The organism is Salinibacter sp. 10B (genome assembly GCF_002954405.1).
Classification (GTDB): Bacteria; Bacteroidota; Rhodothermia; order Rhodothermales; family Salinibacteraceae; genus Salinibacter.
Map to the genome: position 1 here is coordinate 433660 of NZ_MQWC01000004.1, position 18545 is coordinate 452204.

11 protein-coding genes, 1 tRNA gene and 1 riboswitch are annotated in these 18545 nt (G+C 59.6%); of the genes, 5 read left to right on the forward strand and 7 right to left on the reverse strand.

Annotation, left to right across the window (positions count from 1 at the left end; translation table 11 throughout):
- Positions 1 to 119: 119 nt before the first annotated feature.
- On the reverse strand, positions 120 to 1196 hold the full coding sequence (locus BSZ35_RS02110) for a lysylphosphatidylglycerol synthase domain-containing protein (RefSeq protein ID WP_105010910.1): 1077 nt from the start codon (positions 1194 to 1196) through the stop codon (positions 120 to 122).
- Between the two features lie 237 nt (positions 1197 to 1433).
- On the opposite strand from BSZ35_RS02110, the gene BSZ35_RS02115 reads away from it, so the two are divergent.
- The gene (locus BSZ35_RS02115; protein ID WP_105010911.1) at positions 1434 to 1706 is read left to right on the forward strand and encodes a hypothetical protein; all 273 of its coding nucleotides are present in this window, start codon (positions 1434 to 1436) and stop codon (positions 1704 to 1706) included.
- A gap of 90 nt (positions 1707 to 1796) precedes the next feature.
- On the opposite strand, the gene BSZ35_RS02120 is transcribed toward BSZ35_RS02115, so the two are convergent.
- Together BSZ35_RS02120 and BSZ35_RS02125 are read right to left on the reverse strand one after the other, a co-directional pair.
- On the reverse strand, positions 1797 to 3062 hold the full coding sequence (locus BSZ35_RS02120) for an MFS transporter (RefSeq protein WP_105010912.1): 1266 nt from the start codon (positions 3060 to 3062) through the stop codon (positions 1797 to 1799).
- Positions 3063 to 3169: 107 nt separating this feature from the next.
- Positions 3170 to 6331 (reverse strand): transglycosylase domain-containing protein, encoded by a 3162-nt coding sequence (locus BSZ35_RS02125; RefSeq protein WP_105010913.1) that lies wholly within the window; start codon positions 6329 to 6331, stop codon positions 3170 to 3172.
- Between the two features lie 414 nt (positions 6332 to 6745).
- Between BSZ35_RS02125 and BSZ35_RS02130 the strand changes: the two genes are divergently transcribed.
- The 4 genes from BSZ35_RS02130 (at position 6746) to BSZ35_RS02145 (ending at position 11598) form a co-directional block, all read left to right on the forward strand.
- A complete protein-coding gene (locus BSZ35_RS02130) occupies positions 6746 to 7618 on the forward strand; it encodes an NAD-dependent protein deacetylase (RefSeq protein ID WP_105010914.1) in 873 nt (290 codons plus the stop codon).
- An 18-nt stretch (positions 7619 to 7636) separates the two neighbouring features.
- Positions 7637 to 10291, forward strand: a complete 2655-nt coding sequence (locus tag BSZ35_RS02135; RefSeq protein WP_105010915.1) for an ATP-dependent helicase — start codon at positions 7637 to 7639, stop codon at positions 10289 to 10291.
- Positions 10292 to 10449: 158 nt separating this feature from the next.
- Positions 10450 to 10523: transfer RNA gene (locus BSZ35_RS02140), tRNA-Asp, on the forward strand.
- Positions 10524 to 10611: 88 nt separating this feature from the next.
- On the forward strand, positions 10612 to 11598 hold the full coding sequence (locus BSZ35_RS02145; protein ID WP_105010916.1) for an aldo/keto reductase: 987 nt from the start codon (positions 10612 to 10614) through the stop codon (positions 11596 to 11598).
- Positions 11599 to 11611: 13 nt separating this feature from the next.
- On the opposite strand, the gene BSZ35_RS02150 is transcribed toward BSZ35_RS02145, so the two are convergent.
- The 4 genes from BSZ35_RS02150 to BSZ35_RS02165 form a co-directional block, all read right to left on the reverse strand.
- Positions 11612 to 12640: a glycosyltransferase family 2 protein gene (locus tag BSZ35_RS02150; protein WP_105013682.1), complete on the reverse strand. Its 1029-nt coding sequence runs from the start codon at positions 12638 to 12640 to the stop codon at positions 11612 to 11614.
- Between the two features lie 91 nt (positions 12641 to 12731).
- The gene (gene gyrB, locus BSZ35_RS02155; protein ID WP_105010917.1) at positions 12732 to 14690 is read right to left on the reverse strand and encodes a DNA topoisomerase (ATP-hydrolyzing) subunit B; all 1959 of its coding nucleotides are present in this window, start codon (positions 14688 to 14690) and stop codon (positions 12732 to 12734) included.
- A 333-nt stretch (positions 14691 to 15023) separates the two neighbouring features.
- Positions 15024 to 15494, reverse strand: a complete 471-nt coding sequence (locus BSZ35_RS02160; protein WP_105010918.1) for a MarR family transcriptional regulator — start codon at positions 15492 to 15494, stop codon at positions 15024 to 15026.
- Between the two features lie 77 nt (positions 15495 to 15571).
- Positions 15572 to 17410, reverse strand: a complete 1839-nt coding sequence (locus BSZ35_RS02165) for a PAS domain-containing sensor histidine kinase (protein WP_219846566.1) — start codon at positions 17408 to 17410, stop codon at positions 15572 to 15574.
- Between the two features lie 757 nt (positions 17411 to 18167).
- Positions 18168 to 18509, forward strand: a riboswitch (cobalamin riboswitch).
- The last annotated feature ends 36 nt before the right edge of the window (positions 18510 to 18545 follow it).

Genomic DNA, 18545 nt, shown 5'->3' on the forward strand with positions numbered 1-18545 from the left:
CTGACCGTAGAAATGCTGAGGATAGAGTGCCAGGCTTCTGGATGAAGCGACCGGGGCGCGCCTTGCGACAGTTCCCCCCGCTCTGCCCCCACGGGCATCCCCATTCTCAATCACCGGTATTAGGTCATCTCCCGTACCCCGCGACGCAATTCATAGGCCCCGAATGCCAGTACGGCAAGAAGAAGGGGAAGCAGATGAAAGATGCCCCGATAGGCCAACAGGGTGCCCAACACGATCGGCGCCGGCACTTCAGGCGTCAACAACAACAGCATAATGCCCTCGAACACGCCAAGCCCTCCGGGAACGTGACTCACCAAGCCTGCGATCAAAGCAATTAGGTAGACCACAACGAGATATGGCAGGGAGAGCCCAATCTCCGGAGGCAGCAACACATACACGACCGACGACGCCAGGGTTAGGTCTCCCGCCGCAAGCCCCACCTGCACCGGGAGCATCCACTGCGGCGGAATGTCAAAGGACCAGCCCCAAAAGATGAATGCGTCGGTCCGGAGCACGGTCATCGTCGCATACCCTCCGACTGGCACAAGGCACAGAATCCCTAATATCGCGGGGGAAAAGGGAAGATTGAACGCCGCGGCCAGTTCGAGAGGCACCACGAGCAACACGACTCCCCCAAGCGTGAAGAATCCGAGCCAAAACGAGACCCCAGCGAAAAGGATCGCTTTGGCCACCTGGGCAGGCGATAGCCCCCACGAGGAGTACAGCCGATAGCGTACCGACCCGCCCGTCAGAATGGGGTTCCCGATTGCTTGGCTCACGGCGTATCCAATGAACGCCGAAAATATAACCCGACGCGTGGAAAGGTGCCCATCTACATAGCGCAGAGCTAGGGCATCGTACCCCGTAAGGACAACGAAGGTGAGAGCCGTCAGCCCAAGGGCCGTGACCACATACGAAAGCGGAAGATCGCGCAAGTACCCCCACACTTCAGCGTACTCGAACCCCTGCAACTCTCGCCCAATGACCCATAGGGACCCGACAAACACGAGACATGCGAGGGCCATTGCCACCACGTGCCCGTTTGTCCACCAGCGGAGCCGCATTCGAAGCAGGCGCCCCCAGGCACGCCAGGTCTGCGTCGAAGACCATCGAGACCTTGCCGAATCGATCTCCCCCGAATGCCCCCACGATTCTGCAGCTCCCCAATCGGTCTGTCGCGCGTCAGGATTCGACATTCAGAATACGGTATACGATCTGATGGTGGTGGACTCCCCTCAAACCGGTGGACGGCGCCAGCGATTCATGCCTACAGAGCTCCTTAATGCCTCCCGGTTCGGCCTAACCTGTACGGAGATGCTCTGAACGACCCTCCTTTCCACCCGTATTGGGAAACTTTGCAGAGCCGCATCGATTGAGTAGTATGGAGTAGCGGTTCCGCCTATGTTCTGCCAGACGAACCCAACCCAACCCATATGCGAGGAGTTAGCTTCAAGCCCCAGGACGCCGAAGATTTTTCCACTGGTGAAATCAAATCGTACGGTGGCATTTATGCCGCCACAGCCGAGGACTTTGCTGGTGCGTTCGAGATGGAGCCGGACCGGTTCATCGAGATCGTGCAATCGTCGGATGTCGAGCCGCTCACGGAAGTGGGTGACGACGAGGAGCCCGGCAAGTACAGCCTCTCCTTCGAGCGTGAGGAATTTGAGAAGCTGAAGGACATCCTGCTGGACGAGAACGACGCATAGCCTCGTTTCCCCCCTCTTTCCCGCCCCAACCTCCGCTCCCCCGCAGAGGTTGGGGTTTTTTCTTGGCTGTCCCTTCCTTCGTGTCCGTGTTCACCCGGCACTGGTCTCCGCCGAGGGCTCTCCGTGTCGATCGTGCACCTGCGTGAGCACCAGGACCACGGCCCCCGCAGCACAGCCGGCCCCTACCGCAAAGGGAACCGCAAATCCATACTGCACGAAAAAGCCTGCCAAGAGCTGTCCGGCTGCAATGCCCAACCCGAAGGCCACCGTGAGCACGGAAAGCTGCGCCCCCGACTGGCCCTTCGTGGTATAGTCTCCCGCCAGCGCAAGGGCCGGTGCAAACACCATTGCCCCAGCCCCTCCCTGCAACACGCGAAGAACGATCATCTCCCAGGGGGCGGTTACAAACCCCTGGAGCACGGTCGTGGGCACAAGACCGATGAGTCCCATAATGATGAACGGACGGCGGCCCACACTGTCACTGGCTCGCCCCACAAAGGGCTGAAGGGCCGCGAGGGCTGCAATCAGCGCCACAAACTCCACGGAAAACAAGATCGGCCCTTGATCCAAGCGGTGATTCACTTCCGGCTCAATGGCTGAGAGCATTGCAATGCAGGCCGCCATGACCAGCGTCGCGAGCCCGAGTGCAAAAATCGGGTCGAGCCCCCGTCCGTGGCGCGCCCAGACGCGAACGGCAAGACTGCGGGGCGCGGGCGACGTCTCGTCCGGATCTTCCACGAGAAGCATAACCAGCCCCACACTCACGATGGCCGTGAGCGCCGCAAGTCCGAAAGTCGCCTCGAAGCCGGTGACCGAAAGGCCAAAAAGCTGAAACGGCCCCATCTCCAACAACACACTCGCCAGTAGCGGCCCACTGCCAAAGCCGACGAGCCGAAACGAGTTGTAAATGCCCATGTGACCGCCGCGGTTGTCGGCCCGGCTGCCTTCATTCACGAGGGCTATACTGGCCGTGATGGTGAACGCCGCTGCCATCCCCTGCACAATGCGGAGCAGAAAAAGCTCCCAGTAGTGCGTCCCCCCCACAAACGACAGATTCACGACGGCAAAGACCAGTAATCCGCCGAGCACGAACGACTTTCGTTGCCCCATTCGATCCGAGAGGCGACCGGCGAGAGGCTGGGTAATACTGCTGGCAATACCAAACAGAGCGAGTACGACTCCTGCTATGAGGGAAGTCGGCACGCCGAAGGTCCCCCCACCCACAAGATCACTGGCCACGTAGAGCGGCAGCACAATCACGAGAAAGGAGTTGCCCATTGCATCGGCCATCCGAGCAATGGCCAAGGCAAGAATTCGGCGGTCAACGCCCAACCACGCAGAGAGGCCACTCGACATCAGGGTCCAGGGTGCAGTTAAGAACGGAAGACAATCCGCCCCCTGCAACTGGTTATGCGACGAAAAGGTCGTCCGGAACGAGAAACACGGCCCTCAACCACCGACGTTCAGGGACTCTTCGTCGTATTCATCGAACGAGCAACCTGAAGAGACGCGTTCCCCCCCTCCGCCTCCCCCGGCGGGGTCTCCAAAAGCGGGGTCAGATGCGGACCGATGAGTTGAAGAATGGAGGTGGTAAGGGAGCTGGTAAACTGGTAATTGTCCGCTTCGGGCCCTTCGACATACGCCACGACCGTCCCGAAAAAGCGCTCTCCGGCATTAAAGACAAAGGTGGAGGTTCGACTCATCGCCACCGACGTACGCGTCCCGTCCGCCCCGGTCGAGTACACCCGATTGTCGCCCGTGCCCGTTTTCCCCCCGATCGCCATTTCGGTCCCGTCCGGCATCGTGATAGCCCCACGAGCCCGTACGGCCGTCCCGCGTTCTACAACGTCCTGGAGCACGTCCAAGACCACCTGGGAAAGTTCTGGAGACAACACCTGCGTCGGCGCAGGGACCTCATGCTCCAATTTGGTTTCAAAGGGTGTATTGGCGGCAAAATGGAGGGAATCGATCCGAACTGTCGGATAACGCTTCCCTTCTCGTACAAGAATGCCCATCAACTCGGCAAGGGCAGCCGGGCGATCGGCCGAACTGCCAAGCGCGGTGGCGAGAGTGGGAATGAGCCGCTCAAACGGATAGCCCAAGCGGGTCCACATCTTGTGAATCTCTCCAAAGGCTTCCTGTTCGAGGATCGTGCGTATTCGGGGATCTTGCGTGCGCTTTCGGTTCTCGTAGAGCCACTGGTATACGCTCTGCCGAACGTCCACGCTGGCCGACATAACCTCACTGTAGCCAGCAGCGGGATGCGTGTAGAGGTATCCCACCAACCAAAGTTCCAGCGGGTGAATCCCAGAGAGGTATCCTCGATCTTGCCACGAGATGCCATCTGGATTGGAATCGTGGTACCACTGCTCAACCTGTTCGGAGGTAATGGATTCGGCATCCGCCGCGTAGGTGCGGAGAAACTGGCCGAAGGCCTCGCGCCCTCCTTCCGGAAAGACCGACCGAAAGGCCCAGGCCAACCGGCGAGCGGACGTGGTATGACGTTGACCGAGCGCCGCCAGCACTTCTCCGCGCGGCGCCTTCGACTTGTACGCTCGAAGATACCGACTCAAGAACAAACTGCCTTCGTGTACGGCAAAGCGCTCCAAGTACTCCGTCCGTCGCTGATCGCTCGGGTCCTCTAGCATGGAATATGCCTGTCCCGGCAACCGAGCGATGTGGTAATTCACCACGTCCTCCATCATGCGGACGAATACGAGATTGGCCGACTGCTGCACCGCCGTCCGGATGGTCATCGTCCGGTCCGACTCGTGACTGTAGTTCTGAAAAACATGGATGCCTCCCCCGGTAAAGAACCGTTCGGCCGGATCACCCGAGATCGGCCGTTCGACGGCCGCTGCAAGCACCTGCGCCCGGTCGGCCGTAGGCGTCTCAATGAGGTAGTCGAGGGTCCACCGCGTAATACTGTCCTCCTCGGCGACCGGCACGGCCCGTAGCATCTCGGGGGACTTCCCTGCATGCGCCTGATAGACCTGCTCTACGAGTTCGAGGTAGGTCACGAGCACGCGCACCTTGGCCGTGGACCCCAACTCCAGCATCGATCCCTGGTTGACGTCGAACGGACCGTCGACATTATCCGCCTGCATCCGAAGCACGTTGGCGTGAGGGCGGCGCTCAAAAAGCACGACGGAGTAGTTGATGTTCTCCGGCGCCCCGTCACCAATCATGGAGTGAAGCCCCTTCTCCCGAAGATAAACCGAATCTTCCAGCTGGCTCAGCACGTCTGCTACCGCCTGTTGGACGTTGCGGTCAAACGTTGTATGGACGGTAAGATCCAGCCGATTCAGGGCCGGCAGGTTCGTGATGCGAAGCTTGCGCAGCAGTTCCATCCGGACGCTATTGGCCGCCTTCTGGGTCACGTACGAGGCCTCAGGACGACTGGGGGCACGCGACAGCACCGTCACGTCCGTTTTCAGGGCCTTCTGGCAGAGTCGGTCCGTAATGATGCCGGCCCTCGCCATCAACGGCAGGTAGCGATCCGTCAGACGAGCCAAGTCGTCGGGCCCCTCCGGGCGAACGAGATACCACGAGGGGCTTCGCGTCGAGAGAATGAGGCTAAGGACCTGCCGGTAGGCAATGGCACGCCGTTCCAGCTTCTCGGCCGTAATTGCCGAGTCGCTGGGCACCTGCGTCAGCACGTCGTTCACCGCATCAAAGTCGCTCCCGTACCAGGCCCGGAGGCCATCGCCCAGGCCGTTTACCTCCCCGTGATTTGCGGTGGCCGCCAGCGGAAGCTGGTTGATGTACTCCTTCACAATGTGCTTCCGCTCGTTCAGCGTCTCCATCCCATTGCGGTACGCCATCAAGGAGGCCGACGCCATCTGCTGAAGCTTCTCCGGGACCGAGTTCGTGCGGCCACCGACCGAGTGCCGAACTTTTGTGAGCTGGGTCGCGAGCGTGCTCCCACCCGGCCCCTCACCGCCCGACACTACACGCTGGAAGGCCGCCAGCGCAAACCGATCCCATTCCACTGCCGGATTCTTGTATTCCTGAGACCGATCGAGCAACTCCCGATTTTCGATGTAGAGAAGCGACCGCCACACCATGTCAGGAATGGAGTCCGGGTCCGTATACGCCTTGCCGGGATACGGGCTCTCGAACAATTTCCGAGTCCGGTGATCCTGAATTTCCAGCCCCGCCTGGTCCTTGTGACGATAGATGGGATACAACCCGAGGTCCATCGTCCACGCCATCGGCAAAGACATCTTCGACTGTTCCGTAACCTCGTACTGACGTTCGGTCAGTCCCTCAATCATGGCGGGCAGGCTGCTGTAGCCCATCCGCTCATTGTACGGCCCGTGCTCTGGATAGCGGATGCGGGAGCTGGGACCGGCCTGCACCTCGTACGTCATCGCTCCGGCCCAATTGGACAAAATCACGGCCTGGCCCACCGACGTCCGCATCTCAATGGCCGCCAGCGCAATAATTACGATTGGAAGCACGACGTACTTCAGTACCGCCGCGTGGTGGTAAACCCACTGTCGGAGACGACTCCAAACAGAAATGGGAGGAGTAGCAACTTCTTTTTCGGGGGCAATGTACCACCCGGCCGTCGCTTCGTATTCAGTATCGTCCGCCATCGACGAGAGGAAGTAAGAGCTCATTCGTTGCGTAGGTATAATGAGAGAGATTCTCCCGACGTGGCCCAATCGATTTGGAAGGGGCAAATCGACCGATGGGGCAACGATACCACAAAGTCGGAAACTCTCTCATTCTACGGTCATCCTCTACGTCTCGTGCAGAGGGGAGTTCAGGAGCATGCCGGTCAAGCGTCGTGGATTCCCTTCTACCCTCGATTCGGCACAGGTCACCGCCTCATACTCTCTCCGAACGATCAATGTGCACTGAAAGCCATTGTCGGAACGGACGGTCCGTCGCGAAGCACGCCTCGGGACGCGTCGTTCCGAAGCCCCTCGTAGCGAAGTGCACAGTCCTCCCTATCCATTGGTATAACGCCCCGAACCCGCCCCTCGTGGTCGCCGTTGCAGTTTCGCTTTTGCTCTATTGCCGAAGTTCTTATGCCCCACCCTGCCCCTTGGATTGGCTTCGAAAGCCTGACCCGTCTTTTTCGGAATCGATCCGTGGCCGTACTGAGCGGAGCGGGCGTCAGCACCGAATCCGGCATTCCTGATTATCGCGGGCCCGAAACGAAGAACACCGACCATACGCCCATCCAGTACCGCGAATTTCTAGAGGAGCCGGAGACACGGCGTCACTACTGGGCGCGCAGTGCCGTGGGCTGGCCCACCTTCGACGCCGCTTCTCCAAATGAGGGTCACCGAGCCCTTGCCGCCCTTGAGGCAGCCGGGCTCGTCACCGGCATCATCACCCAAAACGTCGACCGTCTGCATCAAGCCGCCGGCAGTGAACGGGTCGTGGAATTGCACGGCGCCTTGGCGGAGGTCCGGTGTCTCAACTGCGGGGCCCTCAGCTCTCGACGCACGCTCCAAGAGCGGTTAACCCAACTCAACCCCGGCTGGTCGGCACGGGCTGCTGACCTTGCTCCCGACGGTGATGCGAACCTTCCCCGATCGGCGACCCGCTCGTTCCGCGTGCCCGACTGTCGCTCCTGTGGCGGAATTCTCAAACCCCACGTCGTGTTTTTTGGAGAAAATGCCGCTTCCGATCGCGTGGAGGAGGCCTGGTCCCTCCTGGCAGCGTCGGACGCCTTGTTGGTCGCAGGCTCCTCCCTCACGGTCTACTCGGGCTTTCGCTTCGTCCGGCAAGCGGCGCAGACCGACCGGCCTGTGGGCATCGTCAATCTGGGTGAAACTCGAGGTACGCCTCTTGCATCAGTACACGTGGACGGCAAGACGGGCGAGGTGCTGCCGCAACTTGTAAATGCCCTCGGGCTTTCTCCGGAGTCCTCTCCTTCGTCGTCCTCAGCGTAGTTCCCCCTCGACAATAAAATGGTCACTCCGGACACCTTGACGGCCGAACAACGGACCGTCGTCCGGCATGGCACGGGACCAGCGGTCGTCCTTGCCGTCCCGGGTGCCGGCAAGACGACAGCCCTCGTTCACCGTCTCCGACACCTTGTGCGAGAGCGCGACGTAGCCCCGAATCGTCTTCTGGCCTGTTCCTTCAATCGAGACACAACCCGAGACCTCTCCGCCGCCCTTGAGGCGCACGGACTCCGTGGGATCGATGTGCGCACGCTCCATAGCCTCGGCTATGCCATCCTTCGGCAGGCGAACAGCGCCTCCGCTACTTCAGTCGATCGTCCAGACGCAACGGCGTACGACCTTGCCCGTCAGGCCCTTCGAGATCTTGCAGTCAAGCGAAACCAGAACAGGGACGATCTGGGCATCTCGCCCCCCGACCTCGTGGATCAAATCGCTGCCTGGAAACAACAGCTCGCCTATCCGGATCTCGACGCTGCCGATCTTCCCCCTGACGGACGCGACTGTGCACAGCAGGCTGCACACGACAACGAGGACTATCTCATGCTCTATCGTCGCTTCGAACACCATCGGCGAGCGGCGGGCACCTTAACGTACCCCGACATGGTTCGGGACGGATGGGCAACAGTATTACGTGAGGATGCCCTCCGGGCGGGTCTTCAGCAGGCCTACGACTACGTGCTGGTGGACGAGTTTCAAGACGTGAGCCGTGCCCAGTTTCAGCTGCTGGACCTCCTCACGGCCCGGCACCGAAACCTCATGGTGATTGGGGATGACGATCAGTGCATCTATGGGTGGCGAGGGGCCTCCCCCTCTTATCTCCGCCGCTTCGCCGACCAGTACGATGCCACCACGTACCGGATGCAGGCCTCCTTTCGACTGCCCGGCGCTCCCCTTGTACTGGCTAATGCAGTCATCGGTCACAATGAGACCCGCTCCTCAAAGCGGATCCGTCTCGTACGCGGCTTTGAAGGCGATGCGCGACTCATCGAGGCAAATTCCCCTGCCACCGAAGCCGCCCGCATCGCCGATCGAATCCATCGGCTGTGGGCCGAGGAGGAGGTTTCGTTCGATGAAATGGCGATTTTGGTGCGCACGTACGGGCAAACCCCCCCTCTCGAACAGGCCCTTCTCGACCGTGAACTGCCGTACACCATCCAGGGACACGCCCCGTTTTACCGTCGGCGTCCGGTGCAGACGCTACTCCGCTACCTCTACTGGGCCGTGCTGGAGCGCCGCCGCCGGACAAACGATGGGTTTCCCTCCCCACAGCAGGTCGAGCAATACACCGATCGATTCAGGCAGATTGTGAATGCCCCAAACCGGTACGTGGCCCGCGGACGTCTCGACCACATTGTACAAGAGGTGCATGCACAGCACACATCAGTACTGGACGTGACGGCGCGTCACCTGCCGGACATGCATGAGCGGACGGCCGAGCGCGTAGACGCCTTCCTTGACGTCGCCGAAGGACTGGTGCATCGTCTCGACGCTCCGGCAGACACCACACTGGAATGGCTCGTGGAGGCCATCGGCTATGAAACGGCGCTTCGCGAACGAAGTGCGTCCTCCGAGCGGGGAATGGCCCGCGTTCAAACAGTACAATCCCTTATTCGGTACGCCCACGCCCACGATACAGCTCTCGCCCTCTTGAACGACGTGCGGTCCCTTGCAACCGAGCAGGCGGACACGACGAAAGCCAACGCCGCAATCGACATTCGATCAATCCACCGGGCAAAGGGACTGGAGTGGCCGGTCGTCATCCTTCCCGGGTGTACGGAGGGGACCTTCCCGCTGAAGCAGGACGGCGCATCGGCGCCGGATGTGGCGGAGGAGCGTCGCCTCTTCTACGTCGGAGTGACGAGGACGCAGCAGCAGCTATACCTGTCTACGCCCTCGTCCCGCTCCCGATTTCTCGACGAAGCCGAAGTCGACACGCGACTTCCCCTCTCCCGAGCGATCCAAACGGCGCTCACCACAGATCCGTCCGCTCTCTCCGACGAACAACTCGCCCATCTCTGCCGGGGCCTTGTTGACCTGAAACTCGAGACGTACATCCAACAAGAATGGTCGCCGAGCGCACCATATAAAGACGCGCTGCGAACCCGGCTCCGCGACTTTTCGTCGCTTCTCACGGACGCCCAGGACCGATGGAAAGCATATCAGCAGGCGCTCGATGAATACGAGCAGGCACAAGACGAGGCTCGTACCAAGGTTCAGAATCGAGTGCAGACGCTCCAAGAATCGCTCGGAGATGTGCAATTCACGGCGCGTCACGATGCATCCGAAGCCTTCTATCCGGACGACGCCATCTTTCGTTTTGAGTGGGCGTCGGACGAAACAGAGATTGAGGTGCACTGGAACGATACACAGATCGGCCTTCTCAATCCCCTCCGATCCGGTGCCCTCGATGCCCAGGCGGTCATGGCACTTCCCTGGACGCAGTTGGTCGGTCGCTTTGCGAGCATGGGGCGCGGACGCGACCGGCTGCGGTTCACCATTGATTGGACCGAAACGAAAGCCGCCTGGAGTGCCGCGGCGATGCAAGCCCAAACGGCCCCTACTCCTCCCGATGAACGGTCTTCCCTCCTGGCCCGTGCGGACGTCTCGGACGGCTGTCATCTCCTCCTTGACCGACTGGCTCCTTCAACAGATGAGTAGCTCTCGTTCCTTGCCCCGTGGCCCCAAAGGGCCGAAGGGCGTTCTACGGGATGTGAGTCCTGTTTTCCGAAAGGTCGTTGCAGGCCCTGTGAACATTTGCTGACGCCGGAACCTAGAGCGGCGCCTCGTCTATATTCCCGTGCTCAAATAGAGAAGACGGGCCGGTAGTTCAGTGGTCTAGAATGCTGCCCTGTCACGGCAGAGGTCGCGGGTTCAAATCCCGTCCGGCCCGCTTCGCCGCCTATTCCGAACCTGTTCGGGATAGGCGGCTTTTTTATTTCTCCAACGTTCTCCGATTTCTGCACACCCCTCCCCCTTCCATGGAATATCGTCGCCTGGGTCGCTCCGGCCTCAAAGTCTCTGCCCTCTCCTACGGCTCCTGGGTCACGTTCGGAGACCAAATCGATACCGACCGCGCGGCCGAGTGCATGCAGATCGCGTATGACCACGGCGTTAATTTCTTTGACAATGCAGAAGCATATGCGGGCGGTCAGTCCGAAACCATGATGGGCGAAATCATTCAGGAGAACGGCTGGGACCGCACCGACCTCGTCCTTTCCACTAAGATCTTCTGGGGCGGCGACGGCCCAAACGACCAAGGCCTCTCTCGAAAGCACATCCTTGAAGGCACGAGAGCCGCTCTGGACCGGCTGCAGACCGACTATGTGGACCTTGTCTATTGCCACCGGCCCGACGTGGAAACGCCGATTGAGGAAACGGTGCGGGCAATGAACTACCTTGTGAACCAGGGCTATGCCCACTACTGGGGCACGAGTGAATGGAGTGCCCAACAGATCCGCCATGCCTACGAGCTGGCGCGGCGCGAGCATCTGGTGCCTCCCACCATGGAGCAGCCGCAATACAACATGTTTCACCGCGAACGCGTGGAGCGGGAGTACTCACTTCTCTACGATGACATCGGCCTTGGCACCACGGTGTGGAGCCCCCTCGCGAGTGGCTTGCTCACTGGCAAGTACAACGACGGCATTCCCGACGACAGCCGTCTCGCCACCGAGGGTTATGAATGGCTGCAAGACCACGTCCTTCTGGAGGAGCGGATCGAAAAAGTACAAAAGCTATCCGACGTTGCTGACGACCTTGGATGCGCGACTGCACAACTGGCCCTCGCCTGGTGTCTTCAGACCCCGAATGTGAGCACCGTCATCACGGGCGCCTCCAAGCCCTCCCAGGTTGAGGAAAATATGCAGGCCCTCGACGTAGCCGATCACCTCGATGCAGAGACGATGGGGCGGATCGAATCTATCCTCGACAACGAGCCTGCCGCGAGACCAAATCATCGCGAATAGCACACGAGATCGGTTACGTGCGTCCTACCGACGGACTCGCCTCCCCAGTGGATTCGTTTTCCGGTAGGAGGGCCTCTCCCACCACGTAGGAGTCCGGGTCCTCCATTCGGGGCTGGATTACCATTTCTCCAAGAAGACCCGTCGTAAACATTTGGGCCCCGAAGAGAATGAGAAGCAGGCCCAGCAGGAGTAGAGGCCGATCCCCCAGCGGATTGCCAAACACGAGCTTCTCGATCGAGAGCCAGAGATTGATGACAAACCCGGCCAGAAAGGTGATCGTACCCAGCCCCCCAAAGAAGTGCATGGGGCGAACCGCAAATCGAGTGAGAAACGTTACGGTCACAAGGTCGAGAAAGCCCTGAATAAAGCGCTCGACCCCAAACTTCGTCTCGCCGTATTTCCGAGCATGATGCCTCACCGGCTTTTCGGTGATGCGTGTGTAGCCGGCCCACTTGGCCAGCAGCGGAATGTAGCGGTGAAGCTCCCCATACACATTCACGCTCTTCACCACCTCGCGCCGGTAGGCCTTCAGCCCACAGTTGAAGTCGTGAAGCGGAAGCCCGGAGATTAGACGAGTGACCCAATTGAAGAAGCGACTGGGGATGGTTTTGCGGGGCGGGTCCTTGCGGTTTTTCTTCCACCCACTCACAAGATCGTAGCCTTCCTTCAATCGATCGATGAGCGCCGGAATTTCCGCAGGATCGTCCTGCAGATCCGCATCCATCGTCACCACATACTCGCCCTGCACCCGTTCGAAGCCAACCGCCAGCGCCGCCGATTTGCCGTAGTTGCGCTGAAAGCGAAGGCCTGCGAACCGGGGATCCTCTTCATGGAGCGCCTGCACAGCGTCCCAGGTTCCGTCCCGGGAGCCATCATCGACAATCCAAACCTGATACGAGAGACCTTCTCCGTCGCACGCCGCCCGAATCCGCTCGGCCAGCTCTGGCAGCGACGCCGCCTCCTCGTACGCAGGAATCACGATCGAGAGGTCTGGGGGAGACTCGGCGTCAGGGTCTGAAGACTGAGGGGACACGTGCTCCACGATCAAAGAAACAAAACCTTGCCGTTAAGGATGCCGGCTCCGCAAAGCGGTACAGAATGACCGACGGTTCGCACTCTTCCCGCCGCCCTCGCTACGCATCGATCGTCGCGTACTTGGCATTGCGCTCAATAAACTTGCGGCGGGGCTCTACGGAGTCACCCATGAGAGTGGAAAAGAGCCGATCCGCAGCGGCGGCGTCTTCGATGGTCACCTGTTGAATCTTCCGCGTCTCCGGATTCATGGTCGTGGTCCAGAGCTGCTCCGGATTCATTTCGCCGAGCCCCTTATAGCGCTGGAGACTCGGGCTTTTGCCGTCGGCCCGAAGCTCCTTCATGCGCGCTCGCATCTCGTCGTCAGTCCAACAGTAGATCTCATTCCCCCCGCTCTGGATGCGGTAGAGGGGCGGCAGGGCGATATAAATGTTGCCCTTTTCGATGAGGGGCCGCAGCTGTCGGTAGAAAAAGGTAAGGAGAAGCGATCGGATGTGGGCCCCGTCCACGTCCGCATCCGTCATCATCACAATCTTGTGGTAGCGCATCTCGCTAAGATCAAACTCCTCCTCGGTCGAGGTCAATCCGGTCCCCAGGGCCGTAACGATATTTTGGATTTGATCATGCTCCAGAATGCGGTCGAGGCGGGCCTTCTCTACATTCAATATTTTCCCTCGGAGCGGCAGGATGGCCTGAAAGTGGCGATCGCGCGCCTGCTTGGCCGACCCCCCGGCCGAATCCCCCTCAACAAGGTAGAGCTCCCCCTCTTCCGGATTGCGCGTGGAACAGTCGGCGAGCTTTCCGGGCAGCCCCCCACCCGAGAACGCATTCTTGCGTTGCACCAGCTCGCGGGCCTTCCGGGCCGCCGCACGCGCCTCTGCCGCCGTGATGACCTTCTGGATAATTTGATCGGCCTGGTCGGGATGATCTTCCAACCACCGCCCCAGCTTCGTGTTGATGAGCGACTCGACAATGCCCTGCACCTCTGAATTGCCGAGCTTGGTCTTCGTTTGTCCCTCAAACTGCGGTTCCGACACCTTCACCGACAGCACGGCCGTGAGTCCCTCTCGAAAATCGTCGCCGGAGAGATCAAATTTTAGCCCACTCAGCATGTCGTTTTTCTGTGCGTAGCCCTTCAACGTGCGCGTGAGGGCCCGCCGGAAGCCGGTAATGTGCGTCCCGCCTTCGTGTGTGTTAATGTTGTTGACGAAGGAGAGCACGTTTTCGTTGTAGCCATCGTTGTAGTTCATGGCCAACTCAACGGGGACCTCCCCATCCTCGTCGGCAATGTAGATCGTCTCGTCCAGAATCGGCGTGCGCGCCTCGTCGAGGTAATTGACGAAGCCGATAATTCCTTCCTCCGAATAGTACTCCTCTCGGGCCAGCTCCTCGTCCTCCTCGCGATGATCTTCAATGCGGATCCGAACACCCGCATTCAGGTAGGCCAACTCGCGGAGGCGATCCGACAGAGTTTCGAACCGAAACTCCGTCGTCTTAAAAATGTCCTCGTCGGGCCAAAAGCGGATGTGTGTCCCCGTGTCCTCGTCGGCACGCATCGGACGCACTTCCTGCACTGACTCTTTCGGCACGCCGCAGCGATAGGTCTGCTTCCAGACCGACCCATCCCGCCGGACAGTGACCTCGAAGCGGGACGCCAACGCATTGACGCACGAAACCCCGACGCCGTGCAGTCCACCAGACACCTGGTAGCTGTCCTTGTCGAACTTGCCGCCGGCGTGAAGGACGGTCATCACCACCTCTAGGGCCGAGCGGTCCTCCGCCGGGTGCATATCGACGGGAATGCCTCGTCCATTGTCCTCAATCGACACCGATCCATCTTCGTGGATCTCCACTTCGATGTGATCGCAGTGCCCCGCCATCGCCTCGTCGATCGAGTTGTCGAGCACCTCATACACGAGATGATGCAATCCGCGCAATCCCACGTCGCCAATGTACATGGACGGGCGCTTGCGCACCGCCTCCAGGCCTTCAAGCACCTGAATGTTGGATGCAGCGTAGGCGCTGATAGCCCCCTCAGGAAGGTCCGTCGTTTCGCTCATAAAGGAAGACAAAACCAGTGGAATTGTGTGCGACTATGGGATGCCCGAAGGCAAGCTCCGAGATTCGTATCAACATCTATATTGCAACGATAGCCCCTGCCGATGGTTCGGGCGCTACGGGGTCTTCGTTCTTCTGCCCGTAGGACGAAACGCCGGGGGTGGCTTTCCCCGAGAAGAGTGCACACGCTCCCGTCAATGCAGGGGAAAAGCCGTTGCCGTGGAGGAGAGCTCCCCCTCACCCCGATGCGAGTGCAACGTCAGACCTGTTCGGCAGACGGACCCAGACGACTTGGGAGCCGAGCACAACGAGAGATGCTAAAAAGAGGGGATCTGCTACTCAAACCGGTGGGCAATCCTCGTGCAGAACTGTGCCATCTCTTTCAGCTCCGCATCGGAGAAGGTCTCATCGAACGGACCGCGGACTGCACTGAGGTCGTCCGTCACTTCGTGAAGCCGCTCCTGCCCCTTTTCGGTAATTCGGTGCATCATCATCCGACGATCTTCTTCCGATCGGCGCCGCTCAACGAGTCCCTGCTCCTCCAACTCATCGACAAGACGCGTTACATCGGGACCGCGATCAATCATACGATCGATGATCTCACACCGTGGATATCCCTCCGGTGGCCCCCCATTCAAAATTCGCAGAATGTTGTACTGCGACGAAAGGATGCCGTGTTCTGAGCAGATGTCATTCAGCCGACCCCGAACTGCCGCGGAGGCAACCAGAAGGCCCAAGATGGCTTCCTGGTCGGGACCGTCGAAGGGCTCAGTCTGCTGAAGTCGATCTTTGAGGGTTTGAGTCATAGCAAACAGAAGTATCACCAAAACCGGTTGCTTGTTTCAACGAAGCACGCTGGTGCATGCCCCCATCCGTCGTGCATTCACGCGATCTCTGAACTGGAGGCACCAGCAGCAGATGCTTCGATAACGAGCCGAGCGGGGAACTCGAGAGTAAAGGTACTGCCGTCTCCTTTCCTGCTCTCCACCTCAATCGCTCCCCCAATCAATTCGATTCTTCGCTTCGTGAGTGCTAACCCGAGCCCGGTCCCCTGATGGGTACGGGTGCGTCCTTCCGATTCCTGCTTGAACGGCTCAAAGAGATCCGTCCGAAAGTCTGCGGCAATGCCGATGCCGGTATCAGCAACGGCAATGCGGACCCCCGAGGCGGCCGGCTCTACCGTCACGTCCACTCGTCCCTCATCGGTAAACTTGATTGCATTGTGAACGAGCGTGCTTACACTGCGGCGCAGGAGCACTCGGTCGGTGCGCAGCGCGATCGCTCCCTGCGTGTCCATGCGGATCGGGAGCCCTTTCTCCGATGCGAAGGGGCGATGCTCGTTCACAACCTCACGGAGAAGCGATGCAATGTGCACCCGTTCTTCGCTCACCCGAATCGTCCCGGAGTCAAGTTTCGCCATGTCGAGTACGGCCTGGAGGGTTCGGGACAGCCGCTTTCCACTCTGCTGAATGTGGGTGGCAAACTCCGTATGGTCGATGTCTGGCTCCTCCACGATGAGCTCCGCATACCCGATGATGCTGGTAACCGGCGTGCGAAGCTCGTGACTCATGTTGTTGAGGAGACTCGACTTAAGGCGGGCCATGTTCTCGGCTTCCTCCTTCGCCTGGAGGAGCTCTTTTTCCCGTTTCTTCCGCTCGGTGATGTTACGAAGAGCCACGACTTCAACGTCGCGGTCGGCGAGATCCACTTCCTTTTCCTCAATCTCTACCGGAAAGCGGTCCCCTCGTTTTGGTACCATCACGGATTCGTAGGGAGATGTCGTCCGCTCCATAGTCCCTTCGGGGCTGGAATTGTGGGTTGCATCTGAAAAGATCGTTCCCACGTCGCATCCGAGAAGCTCTTGACGACTATAGCCACTCATGTCCGTGAGAGCCCGATTGACGTCGAGAATCTTCCCATTCTCATGCAGAAGAATGCCCTCGAACGTGGCTTCAGCCAGTCGCCGAAATCGCGCTCGACTTTCTGTGAGTTGCTGAGTGCGACGTCGCACTGCGACCCGAAGGGTAAAGACCACCGTTGCGGCTAGTATTGCCCCGGCAATGATAAGGATGATAATGCTCTGATAGTAGCCCGACATGAAACTCGTTTCCTCCAAGTCGACCTGGTCACGGGGCAGAACCTGATAGGCGTCGTCGTAGGGAGCCGACCGGTCGTGCTGACTAAGCACACCCGTCACGGCGATCTCCGCTCCAGGCCCGAAGGAGCTAAGGTCAATCTCATCGAGCCGTCGGTTGGGAACAAAGACCGCGAGTCGGGCCTCTGCATTCTCGGCCTCGTCTTCAAGGAGGACGTACTGCCCCCCATCATTGGTACGGTTTACGATCACTTTTCCTCGCACGCGAACCAGACGCCCCTCGTACGACTCACCGGCGGCAGCCGTCACGGGTAACGGTACCGGCGAGGGATAGTCGGTCATGGTCGCCACGCGTCGATAATCAAGGCCCCGAATCCGCGTAAGACCGTACTGGTGTTCTACGACGCCTCGTACCAGCAGACTGTCGCCTCGTCGCACATTCGGTCCCTCGGGCAACTGCACGGCAAGCCCTGCCGTCGCGTCCTGCATAAAAATCAGGGAGGAATCTGGAAGTGCCCCGGGGCGCACCAGCGCACGCCCTTGAACGAGCACCGTATCCCCAATCCGATCAGGAACCGAATTCTCGTCAGCATCGGTTCGCACCTGTTCGATTGGAGAGGCGTGCACCGTTGCCAGGGAATCAAGATTCCGCGCTCCGTCCCTCTGGCCCGCCTCGGACAAAGACACGACTCCTCCCATCGTGAACACGCATAGGACCCCTGCGAACACTGTACGCACCCCGGTCTGCCATTCGTGTCGGTGCAATTCCCGCAAAAGGGACAAGGGATCCATGGGGTCGAAACAGATGCCGGAAAAGAACGAGCAGCGGGAAACCGATGGGACAAAGACTGCGGGCTAAGAAACCGACTCTACCTATTACCGGCGATCCCAAACCGGAGTTCGGTATCACCAAAATCTACAATCGGCGCTCCTACAGCCCCAAATCTCTCCTCTCAAGAGGGAAAATAGCGTTGGACTTTTCCCCTTTCTCCCTCCTCTCCGGTTTTCCTGTAGGTCGCAGACGCTTTTTCATGGCCTGCCGTTGGTGCCCAAGACTCGTCCTGTACCGAACCCAATGAGACTTATGAGACAACGACGGATGCATACGCTCACTCAACGAGTTCCCGCGTCCCCTGGCCTTCGTCCTTTTATACACAAGCTCAGAACTCGACACGGAAACCAATCTTCGGAATCCTGATCCATCTCAACGCACTGCTACACGACGGCATCCGCCAAGAGTACTGCAGTGCATCAATTCTTCACGAAGTCGCTATAGACGCACAATCGACCGGATCCTTGAGGATTGAACTCAACAAATGAGGGGGACGAAGGACTGCATCTTGGTTTTCTCCGATCAGCCTCCTATCATTGGAAGTGCGACATTGTTCTGACACACGCCGCGGGTTCTTGCACCGGCCGTGCCGGTCAAGATGAAAAGGGAACACCAGTGACGTCGGAGGTGGGTTTCGATCGTCGAAGAACGAATTGGACACAGATTCGTCATTCGCTTTCGGAATGTGCCAACGACCAGTCTGGGGCTGTACCCGCAACTGTAAGCTGAACTGGGCCGATGCGCTCTGCAGCGCGGCTCCACTGTTCCGGCGGAGTCTCTTCACCCGAAGACGCTCCCCGGCTTGGGAAGGAGACGCGCTCGTAGAATTGGCTTCACTCTCAAATGAGAGTCGTTCAGCAAGCCAGGAGACCTGCCTGCGCGCGTGACGAGGGTGTCGATCGGTCATCACTCTGTCCCGGTCGATACGCC